This window comes from Bradyrhizobium sp. Bra78 (assembly GCF_024519855.1).
Lineage (GTDB): Bacteria > Pseudomonadota > Alphaproteobacteria > Rhizobiales > Xanthobacteraceae > Bradyrhizobium > Bradyrhizobium japonicum_G.
Genome location: NZ_JALJRE010000001.1, coordinates 190,307 through 205,092, shown reverse-complemented (window position 1 = coordinate 205,092; position 14,786 = coordinate 190,307). Strand labels below are relative to the sequence as shown.

The 14,786-nt window shown below is 65.1% G+C and carries 14 protein-coding genes; 5 read left to right on the top strand and 9 right to left on the bottom strand.

Annotation, left to right across the window (positions count from 1 at the left end; all coding sequences use genetic code 11):
- Positions 1-6: 6 nt before the first annotated feature.
- Positions 7-723 carry an HAD family hydrolase gene (locus OC450_RS01015; RefSeq protein ID WP_211384237.1) on the bottom strand — a complete coding sequence of 239 codons (717 nt, stop codon included), beginning with the start codon at positions 721-723 and terminating at the stop codon, positions 7-9.
- Between the two features lie 30 nt (positions 724-753).
- The gene (locus OC450_RS01010; protein ID WP_211384236.1) at positions 754-1,833 is read right to left on the bottom strand and encodes an ABC transporter ATP-binding protein; all 1,080 of its coding nucleotides are present in this window, start codon (positions 1,831-1,833) and stop codon (positions 754-756) included.
- Between the two features lie 211 nt (positions 1,834-2,044).
- Here OC450_RS01010 and OC450_RS01005 point away from each other — a divergent pair, with 211 nt between their 5' ends.
- Positions 2,045-2,983: a LysR family transcriptional regulator gene (locus OC450_RS01005; RefSeq protein WP_256805853.1), complete on the top strand. Its 939-nt coding sequence runs from the start codon at positions 2,045-2,047 to the stop codon at positions 2,981-2,983.
- Positions 2,984-3,185: 202 nt separating this feature from the next.
- Here the strand turns inward: OC450_RS01005 and uxuA are convergent, their stop codons facing one another.
- From uxuA to OC450_RS00975, 6 genes are all read right to left on the bottom strand, one after another.
- Positions 3,186-4,373 carry a mannonate dehydratase gene (uxuA, locus tag OC450_RS01000; protein ID WP_262047229.1) on the bottom strand — a complete coding sequence of 396 codons (1,188 nt, stop codon included), beginning with the start codon at positions 4,371-4,373 and terminating at the stop codon, positions 3,186-3,188.
- An 18-nt stretch (positions 4,374-4,391) separates the two neighbouring features.
- Positions 4,392-5,441 carry an L-idonate 5-dehydrogenase gene (locus tag OC450_RS00995; protein ID WP_211384234.1) on the bottom strand — a complete coding sequence of 350 codons (1,050 nt, stop codon included), beginning with the start codon at positions 5,439-5,441 and terminating at the stop codon, positions 4,392-4,394.
- A complete protein-coding gene (locus OC450_RS00990; protein ID WP_262046996.1) occupies positions 5,438-6,844 on the bottom strand; it encodes a TRAP transporter large permease in 1,407 nt (468 codons plus the stop codon). The genes OC450_RS00995 and OC450_RS00990 overlap by 4 nt, the downstream gene beginning before the upstream one ends.
- A gap of 4 nt (positions 6,845-6,848) precedes the next feature.
- Positions 6,849-7,427 carry a TRAP transporter small permease gene (locus tag OC450_RS00985; protein WP_211384232.1) on the bottom strand — a complete coding sequence of 193 codons (579 nt, stop codon included), beginning with the start codon at positions 7,425-7,427 and terminating at the stop codon, positions 6,849-6,851.
- 139 nt (positions 7,428-7,566) lie between these two features.
- Positions 7,567-8,526: a sialic acid TRAP transporter substrate-binding protein SiaP gene (locus OC450_RS00980; protein ID WP_211384795.1), complete on the bottom strand. Its 960-nt coding sequence runs from the start codon at positions 8,524-8,526 to the stop codon at positions 7,567-7,569.
- Between the two features lie 88 nt (positions 8,527-8,614).
- Positions 8,615-9,439: a FadR/GntR family transcriptional regulator gene (locus tag OC450_RS00975; protein ID WP_262046995.1), complete on the bottom strand. Its 825-nt coding sequence runs from the start codon at positions 9,437-9,439 to the stop codon at positions 8,615-8,617.
- A 143-nt stretch (positions 9,440-9,582) separates the two neighbouring features.
- On the opposite strand from OC450_RS00975, the gene OC450_RS00970 reads away from it, so the two are divergent.
- Positions 9,583-11,052 carry a mannitol dehydrogenase family protein gene (locus tag OC450_RS00970; RefSeq protein ID WP_262046994.1) on the top strand — a complete coding sequence of 490 codons (1,470 nt, stop codon included), beginning with the start codon at positions 9,583-9,585 and terminating at the stop codon, positions 11,050-11,052.
- Between the two features lie 85 nt (positions 11,053-11,137).
- Positions 11,138-11,545 (top strand): nuclear transport factor 2 family protein, encoded by a 408-nt coding sequence (locus tag OC450_RS00965; protein WP_211384229.1) that lies wholly within the window; start codon positions 11,138-11,140, stop codon positions 11,543-11,545.
- Between the two features lie 56 nt (positions 11,546-11,601).
- On the opposite strand, the gene OC450_RS00960 is transcribed toward OC450_RS00965, so the two are convergent.
- A complete protein-coding gene (locus OC450_RS00960) occupies positions 11,602-12,327 on the bottom strand; it encodes an HAD family hydrolase (RefSeq protein ID WP_262047228.1) in 726 nt (241 codons plus the stop codon).
- A gap of 157 nt (positions 12,328-12,484) precedes the next feature.
- On the opposite strand from OC450_RS00960, the gene OC450_RS00955 reads away from it, so the two are divergent.
- A complete protein-coding gene (locus OC450_RS00955; protein WP_262046993.1) occupies positions 12,485-13,336 on the top strand; it encodes an SDR family oxidoreductase in 852 nt (283 codons plus the stop codon).
- A 119-nt stretch (positions 13,337-13,455) separates the two neighbouring features.
- The gene (locus OC450_RS00950) at positions 13,456-14,721 is read left to right on the top strand and encodes a serine hydrolase domain-containing protein (protein WP_262046992.1); all 1,266 of its coding nucleotides are present in this window, start codon (positions 13,456-13,458) and stop codon (positions 14,719-14,721) included.
- Positions 14,722-14,786: the final 65 nt, after the last annotated feature.

The following is a 14,786-nucleotide window of genomic DNA, read 5'->3' as shown; positions in this document are numbered from 1 at the left end:
CACCGATTACGCCGCCGGCCCGATGGCCGCGTCAGCGAGCGCCTTCAGCGTCGAAAAGTGGAAATCCGGCTTGGTCAGCTTCTCGACGGCAGGCGTGCCGCCGAAGCCCGCCATGCCCTGGCGCCGCTCGATCCAGCACACCTTGTAGCCGAGCTTCCGCGCGATCCCGATGTCGTGGTGCTGGCTCTGCGCGACGTGCAGGATGTCGGATTGCTTGTAGCCGAAGGCGGACTGACGACCTTTGTTGTAGGCGAAGAACTCCGGATTGGGCTTTGCAACGCCGGTCTCGTCGGCGCAGACGGTGTCATCGAAGGGATCGCCTAGCGCATGCGCGTAACATGAGAGCGCGACGCGGTCGGCATTGGTCATGGCGACCAGGCGGAATTTCGTGCGCAGACGCTTCAACGCCTCGACCGAGTCCGGGAAGGGTCCCCAGCGCAATACCGAGAGCTGGAACATGTCGCACGCTGCATCGTCCGCCGGAAGCCCGAGCTCCTTGGCGAGGTAGCGGTAGACGTGGAACATCACCTCGCTCGAGCGCTCGTAATGCTGGTCGCGGCCGCGCTTGTAGGATTCGAAAATCTTGTCGTCGCTGAGCTCGGCCGGCGACTTGCCCGAGATCCTGCGCACCGCGGAGAGCACGCCGGTCTCGAAATCGATCAAGGTGCCGACGACATCGAAAGTGAGGACCTTGAAATTGCTGAACGAGGCTGCTGACGACATTTGGGCTTCTTCTCTCGGGTTGGACAAGGCTTAGGTTCCCCCGGGCACGATGATGGTGTCCTCGGGGTGAAGGGTGACGGTGAGACTGCCGCCGAGCGGCGGAATGCGGCTGTAGGCCTGGTGATAGCTTGGCTGGCGCAGGCTGAGCGCGACGCCGCCTTCGAGCGCGAGGAAGATGCGCAGGCTCTCGCCCTGGTAGACGATGTCGGTGACGGTGCCGGTCAACCGGTTGCAGGCGATATCCTGCGAGTCGTCGTCGATCAGCAGCTTCTCGCTGTGCACGGCCAGCATCAGGGCATCGCCGTCGGGAATGGCGCGGGCGCTGCGCAGAAGAGCGTTGCCGAGCGCGACGCTGGAGGCATCGACGCGGCGGACGGGCAGCATCGTCGCCTCGCCGATGAAGCTCGCGACGAAGGAATCTGCGGGGTAATCGTGCAGGCGCGCCGGCGCGTCGATCTGGATCAGCCTGCCGTCCTTCATCACGGCGACGCGGTCGCTCATGGTCAGCGCCTCGCGCTGGTCATGGGTGACGTAGATGATGGTGGCGCCGATGCGCTTGTGCAGCGCGCGCAGCTCGATCTGCATGGATTCGCGGAGCTGCTTGTCGAGCGCGGAGAGCGGCTCGTCCATCAGGATCAGGCGCGGCTCGAAGATCATGGCGCGCGCCAGCGCCACGCGCTGGCGCTGGCCGCCGGAGAGCTGCGCGATGCCGCGCTCCTCGTAGCCGGCGAGACCGACCATCGCCAGCGCGGCGCGCACCTTCTCCGGCCAGATCGCCTTCGGCAGGCGCCGTGCGCGCAACGGAAAGGCGACGTTCTCGCCGACGCTCATGTGGGGGAACAGCGCGTAGTTCTGGAACACGACGCCGATGTCGCGCTTGTGCGGAGGCATCCAGGTGACATCGCGGCCGCCGAAATGGATCGAGCCGGACGATGGCAGGATGAAACCGCCCAAAATGCCGAGCAGCGTGGTCTTGCCGGAACCGGAGGGGCCGAGCAGCGAGACGAACTCGCCGGCGCCGACATTGAGGGACACGTCGTCGAGGGCGCGAACCGCGCCGTAAGCCTTGCTCGCGGACCTGATCTCGACGCTTTCCGCTCGTTTGTCCAACGATCGACCCCGTCTGTGTCCTGCAACAGCGTGCCTCACTGCACGCCATAAGCCTGCTTTATAGACAGGGATTCGGAGCAATCCGGATCGCAGCGTGCGCTGCAACCAATCTTCGCTCCAAGACCCTGTCTTTATGCTGTCATGCCAATGACACCAGACTTGGCAGAACTCGGCAATTGCCAAATTCTTACCAGGCTCATAACATGGCGTTATGCCCGAGCTGCGCCGGATGCTGCCCTCAAGTAACGCCCTGTTCGTCTTCGACGCAGCAGCGCGCAACGGCAGCTTCACGGCCGCTGCGGCTGAATTGAACGTCACGCAACCGGCGGTGAGCCGCATGCTCGGCCAGTTCGAGGATCATCTTGGCGTGCGCCTGTTCGACCGCAAAGCGGGACGCGCGGTGCTCACCGAGGAAGGCGAGTTGCTCTATCGGCGCGTGCTCGACGGTTTTCGCAGCATCGAAACCGGGCTGATCGAGATCGAGCGCCGCCGCAAGGGCACCGAGACGGTGACGCTCTCGGTCTCCTCCGCCTTCACCACGCATTGGCTGATGCCGCGGATCGACAAGCTTCAGAAACAGTTTCCGCAGGTCGATCTGCGCTTCCAGCTCATCTCGGGCGCGCTGCGCGGACCGGTGGAGAATGTCGATCTCGGCATGCGCTTCCGCGATCGCGAAGAACCGTCTTCGGGCGGCACATTGGTGATGAAAGAGGTGATGCTGCCGGTGTGCAGCCCTGCCTATCTCGGCGAGACCGGGCCTGCCGAGGGCAACACCATCATCCGCCTTGCCGACACGCCCGGCGACTGGGCGGCGGATTATTCATCGTTCCTCACCCGGCGGCGTGGCGCGGCCAAGGCGCTGAGCTTTACCGATTATGCCGTCGTGGTGCAGGCCGCCCTGCTCGGCCAGGGCATCGCGCTCGGCTGGCTGACGGTTGCCTCGCATTGGCTGTTGACCGGCGCGCTGGTGCCGGCATCCAACGCGCTCACCACCACGCGGCGCATCTGCGAGTTCCTGCCGCCGCGCAACCGGCCGATGCGCCCCATCGCCGCCGAAATCCGCGACTGGATCACCGCGCAGATGCAAAGCGAGATCGCCGCGATCGACCGGCTCCATCCGAAACTCGGTGCGATGGCGGCGTGCTATTGAGCGAGCGGGAGGTGTTTGGAGTGCGGCACCTCTCCCTCCACGTCATTGCGAGCGCAGCGACTTGTCCGCCGAAGCCTTGGCGAAGGCGGAAGCAATCCAGAGTCTTTCCGCGGAGGGATTCTGGATTGCTTCGCTGCGCTCGCAACGACGACGCGGCTAGATTCCGGCACCTCCCCGCAGGCGGGGAGAGGCGAGACACACCTCACCGATGCTCGATCGCGCGGATCGCACCGCGCAGTTCGGCGAGGCCGCGCAGGCGGCCGATCGCGGTGTAGCCGGGATTGGTGCGCTTGGTGGCGGCGAGGTCGTCGAGCATGCGGTGGCCGTGGTCGGGCCGGAACACGATCCGCTTGTCGGGCGAACGCCGCGCGTTCTCCTTCAGCAGTGCCTTGAGCACTGCGACCATGTCGACGTCACCGTCCAGATGATCGGACTCGTAGAACGACAGGCCATCCGCCTCGCGCTTGGTCGCGCGCAGATGCGCAAAGGCAATGCGCGGGCCGAAGCGCTCGGCCATGGCAGGCAGGTTGTTCTCGGCGCGCACGCCGAGCGAGCCGGTGCACAGGCAGATGCCGTTGGCCTTGGACGGCACGGCGTCGAACAGCGCCTGATAGTCGTCGACGCTGGAGGCAACGCGGGGCAGGCCGAACAGCGGGCGCGGCGGATCGTCCGGATGCAGCGTCAGCGAGACGCCGAGTTGCTCGGCGACCGGCGCGACGCGCGCAAGGAATTCGGCGAGATGCTGCCGCAGGATCTTTGGCGTGATGTCGCGATAGGTCTCTAACCGGTCGCGGAATTGCGGGATCGTCATCGGCTCGGTGGTCGAGCCCGGCAACGCGCTGGCGATGACCATGACGAGATAGTCGATATCGGCCTGGTTCATCCCGTCGAACAGCTTTTTCGCGCGCACCTGCTGCTCGGGCGAGTATTCCTCGAGCGCCGCGGGACGCTTTAGGATGTGCAGCTCGAATGCGGCAAAGCGATCCTGGTCGAAACGCATGGCGCGGGCGCCGTTCGGCAGCTCCCATTCCAGATCGGTGCGGCACCAGTCGACCACCGGCATGAAATTGTAGCAGACGATCTTGATGCCGGAGGCCGCCACGGCTTCAAGGCTCGCGATCCACGCCTCGATCGACTTCGTAGCCTTGCCCCCGAGACGCTTGACGTCGTCGGGGATCGGAATCGATTCCACCACCGACCAGGTCAATTGCGAGCGGCCGGGCTGGCCGCGCTCAATGAAATTCTTGCGCTCCTCGACCGCCTTGCGCGTCCAGGCCTCCCCGATCGGCACCTGATGCAGCGCCGAGACGATATCGGTCGCACCGGCCTGCCTGACATCGTCGAGCGACACGGGATCATCGGGCCCGTACCAGCGCCATCCCTCTAGCATCATCGAAATTCTCCCGGGTCAGTTCGCCGTCAGCACCACCTTGACGCTCTGCGAGCGGTCGAGCGCCAGCCGCAGCGCGTCGGGCGCGGTCGACAGCGGCCGCTCGGCGGTGACCAGCGACAGCACGTCGACGCTGCCGGCTCCGATCAGTTCCACCGCGTTCAAGAATTCGAAGCCGAAGCGGAATGAGCCACGCAGGTCGATTTCCTTCGCCATCACCGCGTTGGCCGGCACCGGAATCTGGCCGCCCGGCAGATTGCCGATCTGCACCACGATGCCGCCACGCCGGATGATGCCGATGGCGCTGGCAAGGCCCGCGGCCGTGCCCGAGACCTCGAAAGCGACGTCATAGGGCCGCGAAGCAGCCTGCGCCTTGAGGCCCTCCTCGCCGCTTGCGACGTTCTCGACATGAGAGGCGCCGAGCCGGCTAGCAAAGGCCAGCGGCGCCGGCGCGATGTCGGCGACCGTGATGTCAGTCATGCCGGCGCGGTGCGCAGCCAGCATGGTCAGAAGCCCGATCGGACCGGCACCGAAGATGATGCCGCGCTTGCCCTCGATGTTGCCGGCACGCGCGACCGCGTGCAGACAGACCGCAAGCGGCTCGGCGAGCGCCGCGGCCTGATAGGACACATGATCCGGGATCTTCACGCACTGCGCCGGGATCGCGTCGAAATAATTGGCAAAGCCCCCCTGCATGTGCGGCGTCTTCGAGGCCGAACCCATGAAGTAGATGTTCTCGCAGAGGTTCGGCCGGCCTTCGCGGCAGGCGACGCAATGGCCGCACCAGCGCGACGGATTGACGGCGACGCGGTCGCCGACCTTCAAATTAGCGGCGGAGCCGGATATCTCCACGACCTCGCCAGAGATCTCATGGCCCAGCACCAGCGGCGACTTCACCACGAAATCACCGGTCCGGGCATGACGGAAGTAATGCATGTCCGAGCCGCAGATGCCGCCGGCGCCGAAGCGGATACGCACCATGCCGCCTGCGAGCTTGTCGAGCGGATGCTCGATCATGCGCAGGTCTTCGGGCCCGAACAGGGTAGCGGCGAGAGCTGTGGAGGTCATTTGGAGAGTCCCATGTATTTAGGCAGCCAGAGGGTCAGTTCGGGGATGTAGGTGATCGCGATCAGCGCGAGCATCAGCGGCACCAGCCAGGGCAGGATCGCGACCGTGGTGCGCTCGACCGAGAGCTTTGCCACGCGGGCGAGCACGAACAGCACCATCCCGAGCGGCGGATGCAGCAGGCCGATCATCAGGTTCAGCGTCATGATCAGGCCGAAATGGATCGGATCGATGCCAAGCTTGAGCACGATCGGCAGCAGGATCGGCACCAGGATGGTGATCGCCGCCGTGGTGTCGATGAAGCAGCCGACGAACAGGATCAGGACGTTGGCAAGCGCCAGGAACACCCATTTGTTGTGGGTGATGCTGAGCATCCAGTCCGACAGCAATTGGGCCGCCTGCGACACCGTGAGCAGCCACGCGAAGATCGAGGCTGCCGTGACGATGAACAGCACCGAGGCCGTGGTCTCGATGGTGTCGAAGGTCGCCTTGGCCACCGTCTTCAGCGTCATGGTGCGGTAGCGGATGAGGCCGAGGAACAGCGACCAGATCACGGCGGCGACCGCGGCCTCCGTCGGCGTGAACCAGCCGAGCGTCATGCCGCCGATCAGGATCACCGGTGCCATCAGCGCCATCACCGCGGAGAAGTCGAAGTACCAGTCGATCGCGAGCAGCACGCCGAGGCCGATGACGACCGCCATGTTGGTCGACATGCCGGCAACCACCATCAGCCAGATCGCAAGCGGGAAAGCCAGGACGATGGCGATCTCGAGGCCGGCCGAGCCGAGCTGCGGCCAGGAGAACGGGGTGTCGCTGCCCCATTTGTTCTTGTGGGCGAAATAAGTGACGGTCGCCATCATCAGCAGGGTCAGGACGACGCCGGGAATGACGCCGCCCAAAAACAGCGCACCGATCGAGACGTTCGCCATCATGCCGTAGATCACGAAAGGCAGTGACGGCGGGATGATCGGACCGAGCGTCGCGGAGGCCGCGGTGACGCCGACCGAGAACTCGGTGGTGTAGCCGTGGTCCTTCATCGCCTTGATCTCGATGGTGCCGAGACCGGCGGCGTCCGCGATCGCGGTGCCGGACATGCCGGAGAAGATCACCGAGCCGATGATGTTGACGTGACCGAGGCCGCCGCGCATCCAGCCGACCAGCGCGACCGCGAATTTGTAGATGCGGCCGGTCACGCCGGCGATGTTCATGAGGTTGCCGGCCAGGATGAAGAACGGCACAGCGAGCAACGGAAAGCTCTCGACGCCGGCAATCATGCGCTGCGCCAGCGTGACGTCGGGCGTCACCCCGCTGACGAGGATGTAGAGCAGCGACGACGAGGCCATGGCGATCGCCACGGGTACGCCGAGCAGCATCAGGATGAGGAAGCCTCCAAGCAACAGCAGCATGACTTTATCCTTCAAAACCGTCGTAGGCGCCGGGACGTTCGAGGATCGAGTAGCCCTGTCGCAGATGTTGCACCGCCACCTGCACGGAGCGCACGAACATCAGCACGAAGCCGAGCAGCACCGCGTAGTAGACGTAGTCCTTGGGAAGATTGATCGTGGTCATCGATTCATCGCCGATGATCTGGATGTAGACCCAGACCAGCTTGATGGCGTAGCCGAAGAATGCGATCCGGATCAGGTCGATGACGGTCGACAGCGCGCGCGCCGGTAGATGCGGCAGATAGCGATAGATCAGATCGACCTGGATGTGCCGTGACAGCCGCACGCACATCGAGGAGCCGATGAAGACCACGCCGATCAGGCAGTAGGTCGCGATCTCCTCGGTCCAGGCGTAGCTGTCGTTGAGCACGTAGCGCGTGAAGAACTGCAGGAAGACGGCGAGCGCCATCACCCAGAAGATCGCCAGCGCCACCCAGTCCTCGAAAGCGTAGATGCCGAGATCGACCTTCGGCGCCGCCTCCTCCTCGAAGGTATGGGCGATCTCGTCCGCGGTGATCTGCCGGTGCGTTTCGGCGGTGGACATGGGGATGCTCCTCAAAACCTGCAACGCGTCGTTCCGGGTTGGTGCGCTAGCACCGGACCCGGAACTTCGAGATTCTCAGGTGCGCTATTGCGCACCGTAGTTCGGTCCTGCGGACCGCCCCGGAATGACGACAAGGTCGCTACTTCACCGCCTGGATTCGCTCCCAATCCGCCTTGCGATAGCCAAAGGTCTCGAACGCGACGTTCTTCAGCACGGCGTCGCGGAACTCGTTCTTGTCGACCTCGGTCACGGTCAGGCCCTTCTCCTTGAAGAAGGCGACCAGCTTGGCTTCGTTCTGCTTGATTTCCGCGGTCGCCTTGGCGGCAGCCTCCTGCGCCACGTCCGTGAAGATCTTCTTGTCCTCGTCGCTCAGCTTCTTCCAGAGCGCGCCCGCCACCACCGTATTGAGGTGGTCGACGATGTGGCCGGTGAGCACGATGTGCTTCTGCACCTCGTAGAACTTCTTGGCCTCGATCGTGGTCAGCGGATTCTCCTGCGCCTCGACGGTGCCGTTCTGGAGCGCAAGATAGACTTCGGCAAACGCGATCGGCGCGGTGTTGGCGCCGCAGGCACGCGGCATCGCCAGATAGGCCGGAACGTCGGGCACGCGCATCTTCAGGCCCTTGAGGTCGGCACAGGTCTTGATCGGCTTGTTCGACGAGGTCTGGCGCACGCCGTAATAGGTCACGGCGACGATGTGGTGGCCGCTCTTGTCCTCATAGCCCTTGGCGAGCTCCTTGAAGATGTCGCTCTTGGTGTAGGCGAGGAGATGGTCGGCGTCGCGGAAGGTGTAGGGATAGTAGGTCACGCCGATCGGCGGAAAGCTCTTGGCCGCGAAGCTCGAGCCGGAAATGATGATATCGACCGAGCCGAGCGAGAGGCCCTGGTTGATGTCGGCTTCCTTGCCGAGCTGGGATGCCGGATAGACGTCGATCTGGTAGCGCCCGTTGGTGCGCTTGCCGATTTCCTGCGCGGCCCAGACCGAAGCGGTGTGGAACGGTTCCGAGGTCTCGTAGACATGCGCCCATTTCAGCTTGGTCTGCGCCATGCCGGCATGGGTCGTCGCGAACATCGCCGCGACCGAAGTCGCCAGCACCATCGTCATTTTCTTCAACACTGACTTATCCTCCACTGACTAAAGTCTGCTTCTTGTTCGCCCGCCCAAAACCGAGACGGGCCGCCCAATCTCATCGCTGTCGCGCGCTGCCGCTCTTGGCTTCCTTTTTGGCCCGCTTCTTCGGCGCTCGTTTTGATCCCGCCGGCGTTGGTGGAGATCGCGCCGCCTGGCCTCGCCCGGCGGACGATCCTGCCGCGGTCTCGGCGCCGAAATTCTGCGCAAAGCGTTCCTGGGAGCGCGCCAGATGATCGCGCATGGCATCGCGGGCAGCTTGCGGATCGTGTACCGCAATGGCGTCACGCACGGCGCGATGCTCGTCGAGCGCCGTGCGCCACGTGCCTGGGCTCTCGAAATAATGCGCAAGCTGCGCGAAATAGGGATTGAGGCGCTGGTCGAACAGTTCGCCGACCACGCGCACGAGAACCGCATTGCCGAGGCTTCCGGCGATCGCGACGTGGAAGGCACGGTCGTGGACCATCGAGGCTTCGCCGGGATGCTCGACATTCTCCATCGCTAGAACGGAAGCGTCGATCCGCGCGATGTCGTCCTTCGTCGCCACGCGCGCGGCCTGTTCGGCGATCGCGCTTTCCAGGAATTCGCGGGCGCGCAGCAGCTCGAACGGCCCCTCGATCACTGCGGCGGTTGCGGGCGCCGCAACGGCCGCCGGTTCGATCACATAGATGCCGGAGCCGACGCGGATGCGGAGGCGGCCTTCGACCTCGAGCGCGATCAGGGCTTCGCGCACGGTCGGCCGCGAGATCTTGAGCTGCTCGGCGAGTTCGCGCTCGGTCGGCAAGCGGCTGCCGACCGCGTACTCGCCGCTGTCGATCAGGCTTCGCAATTGATCGGCGACCTGGCGATAAAGCCGTCTCGCCTCCACAGCTTCCAGCGGCACGCTGGTCCTCCCTAAAGGGTCTCGCAGGGGAGGCTTCCCCCGGCGGCCCGCCAATTTTGGAGAATTGGTCTTACCAATTGACCGGAGCATTGACCGAGGACGGGCGCCATGTCAAGCAGCGGCCAAAGCAAAGGGAGACGTCCATGCGCCTTGGCAGCGCCAATCTCGAGCGGTTGCCGCAGGCTATCCGCCGCCCGGCCTATGACCGTTCGCGCGTTACGCCCGGCATCGTGCATCTCGGCCTTGGGGCTTTCCATCGCGCCCATCAGGCGGTCGTCATCGACGATTGTCTTGCCGCAGGCAGCAACGCCTGGGGCATCGTCGGCGCGAGCCTGCGTAGCCCGGATACGCGCGACGCCCTCGCCCCGCAGGACCATCTTTACACTGTCGCCGTGCGTGCAGCCGAAGGCACCGGGCACCGCGTGATCGGCGCGCTGCTCGACAGCATGGTCGCGCGCGAGAAGCCGGCAGCGCTGGTCGAGCGGATGGCCGATCCCGCCATCCGCATCGTCTCGCTCACCGTCACCGAGAAGGGTTATTGCCACACGCCGCAGACCGGCGATCTCGACGAGCGCCATCCCGATGTCGTGCACGATCTCAACAATTTCGACGCGCCGCGCTCGGCACCCGGCTTCATCGTGGCTGCGCTGGCGCGGCGGCGGGCGCAGGGACTCGCGCCCTTCACCGTGCTGTGCTGCGACAACCTTGCCGCCAACGGCCATACCGTGCAGCGGATCGTGACGCAGTTCGCGGCACTGCGCTCGAAGGATCTCGGCAAGTGGATCGCTGATAGCGCCGCCTTCCCGTCGACCATGGTCGATCGCATCGTGCCGGAGACGAATGATGCCGACCGCGATATGGTCTCGACCGCGCTCGGCATGCGCGATGCATGGCCCGTCATGACCGAGCCCTTCACGCAATGGGTGGTCGAAGACCGTTTTACAGCGGGACGGCCTGATCTTGCCGCCGCGGGCGTCGAGCTCGTCACCGACGTCAAGCCGTTCGAGCTGATGAAGCTGCGACTGCTCAACGCCAGCCACTCGGCGCTGGCCTATCTCGGCTATCTCGCGGGCTACGAGACCATCGCCGACACGATGCTGGATCCGCATTTCGCCCGCCTCGCCGCACAGGTGATGGAAGAAGCCGCGGTGACGCTGACGATGCCTGCAGGCACCGACCTTGCCGCCTATCGTGCCTCGCTGCTCGAGCGCTTTGCCAATCCTGCCCTGCATCACCGCACCTGGCAGATTGCGATGGACGGCTCGCAAAAGCTGCCGCAGCGCCTGCTCGGCGCGATGCAGGACCGTCTCGCCAGAAACCTTCCGATCGCAACGCATGCGCTCGCGGTGGCCGGCTGGATGCGCTACGTCACAGCCCTCGACGAGCAGGGCCGCGCGATCGACGTGCGCGATCCGCTTGCCGGCGACCTCGCGGCGCTGGCACGCGAGGCCGGGCCTGTCGCCGAACGGCTCGCGCCCGCATTGCTCGGGATCGAGAAGGTGTTCGGACCGCTGGCCGCCGAGCCGCGCCTGCGCGAGGCCGTGACCGCGGCGCTCGACCGGCTTTACAAGAACGGCGCGCGGCGCGCGGTGGCGATGCTCATCTCGGCGTGACTTCAAAGCGGGCAATGCTGCACTGCGGTCAAAACCGACGGAAGTCGCGCTTGATTTTTGGCTGTCGTTGCCCCACCCGAAAGGCATGGCAAAGGACAGCAAGGTCATCGCCGCGAACGCGGCCTTCTACGCCGCCTTTTCAAAGGGCGACTTCGACGGCATGGAGCGGATGTGGGCGGACGATGACGCCATTTCCTGCATCCACCCCGGCTGGCCGGCCATCATCGGCCGCGCCACCGTGATCGGAAGCTGGCGCGACATCCTGCAAAATCCGGAGCGGCCGCAGATCGTCTGCGCCGAACCGCAGGCGATCGTCGATGGCGACAGCGCGCGCGTGCTCTGCATCGAGATCGTCGACGGCACCGCTTTGGCCGCCGCCAATCATTTTCGGCGCGTCGGCGACGGCTGGCGCCTTGTGCATCATCAGTCGAGCCCAATTGCGCAGATTGTCGAGCAGGGCGAAGACGATAGAGCGAGCCACCGGGTCCACTGAAGGCGGCCGGCCCGCGGGCGCGTTCTACTGTGCATGGGGTTGTTTTGTTGTTTTTTTCATTTGGCGGCCCCGAGTTCCGACAAATCATCCAGCACGAACCGTGCATCGCCGAAATCATCGTCGCTGAAGAACATGCTCCGCGTGATGAGGACCGGAATGCCGGCGCGCGAGGCCGCGATCAGCCCGTTGGCTGAGTCCTCGATCGCGACGCAGTCGGAAGCCTCCAGGTTCAGCCGGGCCAGCGTTTCGAGATAGACATCCGGCGCCGGCTTCTTCTGGCGCACGTCATCGCCGGCCACGATCGCGTCGAAGTCCGCCGCCCAGCGCGTTCCCAGCGCCCGCGACAGCAGCGCATCGATGTTGCCGTGCGAGGTGGTGGTTGCGATCGCGAGCCGCTGGCCGCGCGCCTTTGCAGCAGCGAGGAGTTCCGTCACGCCCGGCCGCAAGGGGCAGCAGCCGGTCGCGACCAGCTCGGCGTATTGTGCGGTCTTGACGCGATGGAGCGCAGCGATGTCTTCGTCCGACAATGGCGCAGCGATCCGCAGCCTTTCGTGGTGGGCGCGGATGCGCTCCTTGCCGCCGGTGACCCGCAGCAGGTCCTTGTAGACGGCACGGTCCCACTGCCAGTCGAGGCCATGGCGGGTGAAGGCATGGTTGAAGGCCTGCCGATGCAGCTCCTCGGTCTCGGCCAAGGTGCCGTCGACATCGAAGATCAGCGCGGCGGCGCTCCGGATCAGCTCCGCAGCGTCCAATGGCACCGTGGCGGGGGCTTCTGCCCGCATGATCGACGCATTCATCCTGTCCCCTCTGTGACAGGCAAGCATCGCCCGCACTGGCGCGCGGGACAAATCGCAATATCTTTTGCCGGACCCAAAAATCTCTTATGAGCGAGGATGCGCAGCTCGCGCGAACGGGAACTCCGACCAGAACGGCAGACGCATGCGGCTCTTCATCCTCGGCCTCGGCTACAGCGCCCGGCATTTCGTCCGCAGGTTTGGCGGCACCTTCACGCATATCGCCGGCACTGTGCGCGATCCCGGAACACGAAACGACCTTGCCGGCATCGCGACACATGCCTTCTCCGGCGGCGGTCCGGCACGCGAGACAGTCGAACGCATCCGCGACGCCGATATCCTTCTCGTCTCGATCCCGCCCGGCGGCACCGGCGATCCCGCAATCAAGGCCTTTCCCGGCGTGCTGGCGGCGGGCCGCCACCGCAAGATCGTCTATCTGTCCACGATCGGCGTGTATGGTGATCACGCCGGCGGGTGGGTCGACGAGAGCACGCCGCCGCAGGCGAGCCTCGAGCGCGCGCGCTTGCGCCTTGCTGCCGAGCAGGCCTGGAGGGACGCGGCGCACGGCAATGTCGCGATCCTGCGGCTTGCCGGCATCTACGGCCCCGGCCGCAACGCGCTGGTGACGTTGCGCGCTGGAACAGCTCGGCGCATCATCAAGCCGGGACAGGTCTTCAACCGCATCCATGTCGACGACATCGCGAGCGCGATCATGGCCGCCATTCATCGCCCGGGCGGCGGCACCTGGAATGTCTGCGACGACGAGCCGGCGCCGCCGCAGGACGTGATTGCTTACGCGGCGGAGCTGATGAATGTTGCACCGCCGCCCGAAGAGGCGTTCGAGACGGCCGAGATGTCGGCGATGGCCCGCAGCTTCTATGCCAGCAGCGCCCGCGTCTGCAACGCTAGACTGAAGCGCGAGCTCGGCGTCACGCTTGCTTATCCGAGCTACCGCCACGCCCTGGATGCGCTATGGCGCGCGGGGGAAGGACGATAGGGGTCGGCATCTCCGCCGCCCCAGACATGCCGTGCTCGCGCTTGACTTCGCGCCAGCGCGGCCTTGATCTACCCGTTGAGCGGGGCCACTGCATAACGAGCTCGCCTTGGGAGGAAACAATGAAGAAGACGATCGCCATGATCGCGGCGGCTGCCGTCATCACGTTCGGTCCAGCGCAAGCCGCGCCGCTGCCCGAAGCCAATCCCGACGATGCCGGCTTCTCAAAGCAGGGCCTCACCCGCCTCGACGATTTCTTCGCCCGCGAGATCGCCGCCAAGCGCGTGCCCGGCGCGGTCGTGGCTGTGGCGCGGGACGGCAAGCTCGTGCACTACAGGGCCTACGGCATGCTCGATCCGGACAAGCGCACGCCAATGCCCGTCGATGCGATCTTCGCGCTGGCCTCGATGACCAAGCCGATGGCCGCGGTCGCGGGCCTGACACTGATGGAACAAGGCAAGTTGCCGCTCCAGGCCAAGCTGTCGGACTACTATCCCGGCTTTGCCGGCATGAAGGTCGGCGTCGTCCAGGCCGACGGTTCGCTCAAGCTCGAGTCGCAGGCCTCGCCGATCTTCATCCACGATCTCTACCGGCATACGTCCGGATTGATGTATGGCGGCCGCCCGGACTCATCTAGCCCGGTGGCGCGGCAATATCCTGATGGCGTCGCGCCGGCGATCGAAGGCGACACCCAGGCGTTCATCGACCGCATCACGAAGCTGCCGCTGGCGCATCAGCCCTCGACCGAATTCGAATACGGCTTCTCCATCGACGTGCTCGGCGCCGTCGTCGAGAAGGTCAGCGAGCAGAAGCTCGGAGACTATCTCGCCGCCAATGTGTGGCAACCCCTCGGCATGAAGGATGCGACCTTTCATCCGACCGACGTACAGCGCCCGCGCCTCGCCCGCCCGTTCGGCAACGATCCGCTGACCGGCAAGCCGCAGGCCATCAAGCTGCTGGATACGCCTACCAGGTTCGACTGCGGCGGCGCCTGCTCGTTCGCGACGGTCGGCGACTACATCCGCTTCGGCCAGATGCTGCTCAACGGCGGCGATCTCGACGGCCAGCGCATCCTCTCCCCGAAGACCGTGCATCACATGACGACCAACCATCTCGGTCCCGAGATCAAGAACAACGTGGCGAATGTCGAGCCGCATCGCGCCGGCTTCGGCTTTGGCCTCGCGGTCGCGGTCCGGACCAGCGAGGGATTGTCATCGGTTCCCGGCAATCCCGGCGAGTTCACCTGGAATGGCGCCTACGGGACGCAGTTCTTCTGCGACCCCAAGGAACGTCTCGTCGTCGTGGTGGGAACAGCGGCACCTGGCGAGCTCAGGAAATATTACCGCGAGCAGGTCCAGGACATCGTCTATGGCGCGATGGTGAAGTGAGACCGGCGCCTTAAAATAGCAAGGGCGGCCGCTCGGGCCGCCCTCGTGAATTGTTTGAGCATGAT

What these genes read in the sequence shown, in the direction of transcription:
- OC450_RS01015 (WP_211384237.1), bottom strand. Translation starts at nt 723, where the DNA reads ATGTCGTCAGCAGCCTCGTTCAGCAATTTCAAGGTCCTCACTTTCGAT.
- OC450_RS01005 (WP_256805853.1), top strand. Translation starts at nt 2,045, where the DNA reads ATGCCCGAGCTGCGCCGGATGCTGCCCTCAAGTAACGCCCTGTTCGTC.
- uxuA (WP_262047229.1), bottom strand. Translation starts at nt 4,373, where the DNA reads ATGCTAGAGGGATGGCGCTGGTACGGGCCCGATGATCCCGTGTCGCTC.
- OC450_RS00995 (WP_211384234.1), bottom strand. Translation starts at nt 5,441, where the DNA reads ATGACCTCCACAGCTCTCGCCGCTACCCTGTTCGGGCCCGAAGACCTG.
- OC450_RS00990 (WP_262046996.1), bottom strand. Translation starts at nt 6,844, where the DNA reads ATGCTGCTGTTGCTTGGAGGCTTCCTCATCCTGATGCTGCTCGGCGTA.
- OC450_RS00985 (WP_211384232.1), bottom strand. Translation starts at nt 7,427, where the DNA reads ATGTCCACCGCCGAAACGCACCGGCAGATCACCGCGGACGAGATCGCC.
- OC450_RS00980 (WP_211384795.1), bottom strand. Translation starts at nt 8,526, where the DNA reads ATGGTGCTGGCGACTTCGGTCGCGGCGATGTTCGCGACGACCCATGCC.
- OC450_RS00970 (WP_262046994.1), top strand. Translation starts at nt 9,583, where the DNA reads ATGCGCCTTGGCAGCGCCAATCTCGAGCGGTTGCCGCAGGCTATCCGC.
- OC450_RS00965 (WP_211384229.1), top strand. Translation starts at nt 11,138, where the DNA reads ATGGCAAAGGACAGCAAGGTCATCGCCGCGAACGCGGCCTTCTACGCC.
- OC450_RS00960 (WP_262047228.1), bottom strand. Translation starts at nt 12,327, where the DNA reads ATGCGGGCAGAAGCCCCCGCCACGGTGCCATTGGACGCTGCGGAGCTG.
- OC450_RS00955 (WP_262046993.1), top strand. Translation starts at nt 12,485, where the DNA reads ATGCGGCTCTTCATCCTCGGCCTCGGCTACAGCGCCCGGCATTTCGTC.
- OC450_RS00950 (WP_262046992.1), top strand. Translation starts at nt 13,456, where the DNA reads ATGAAGAAGACGATCGCCATGATCGCGGCGGCTGCCGTCATCACGTTC.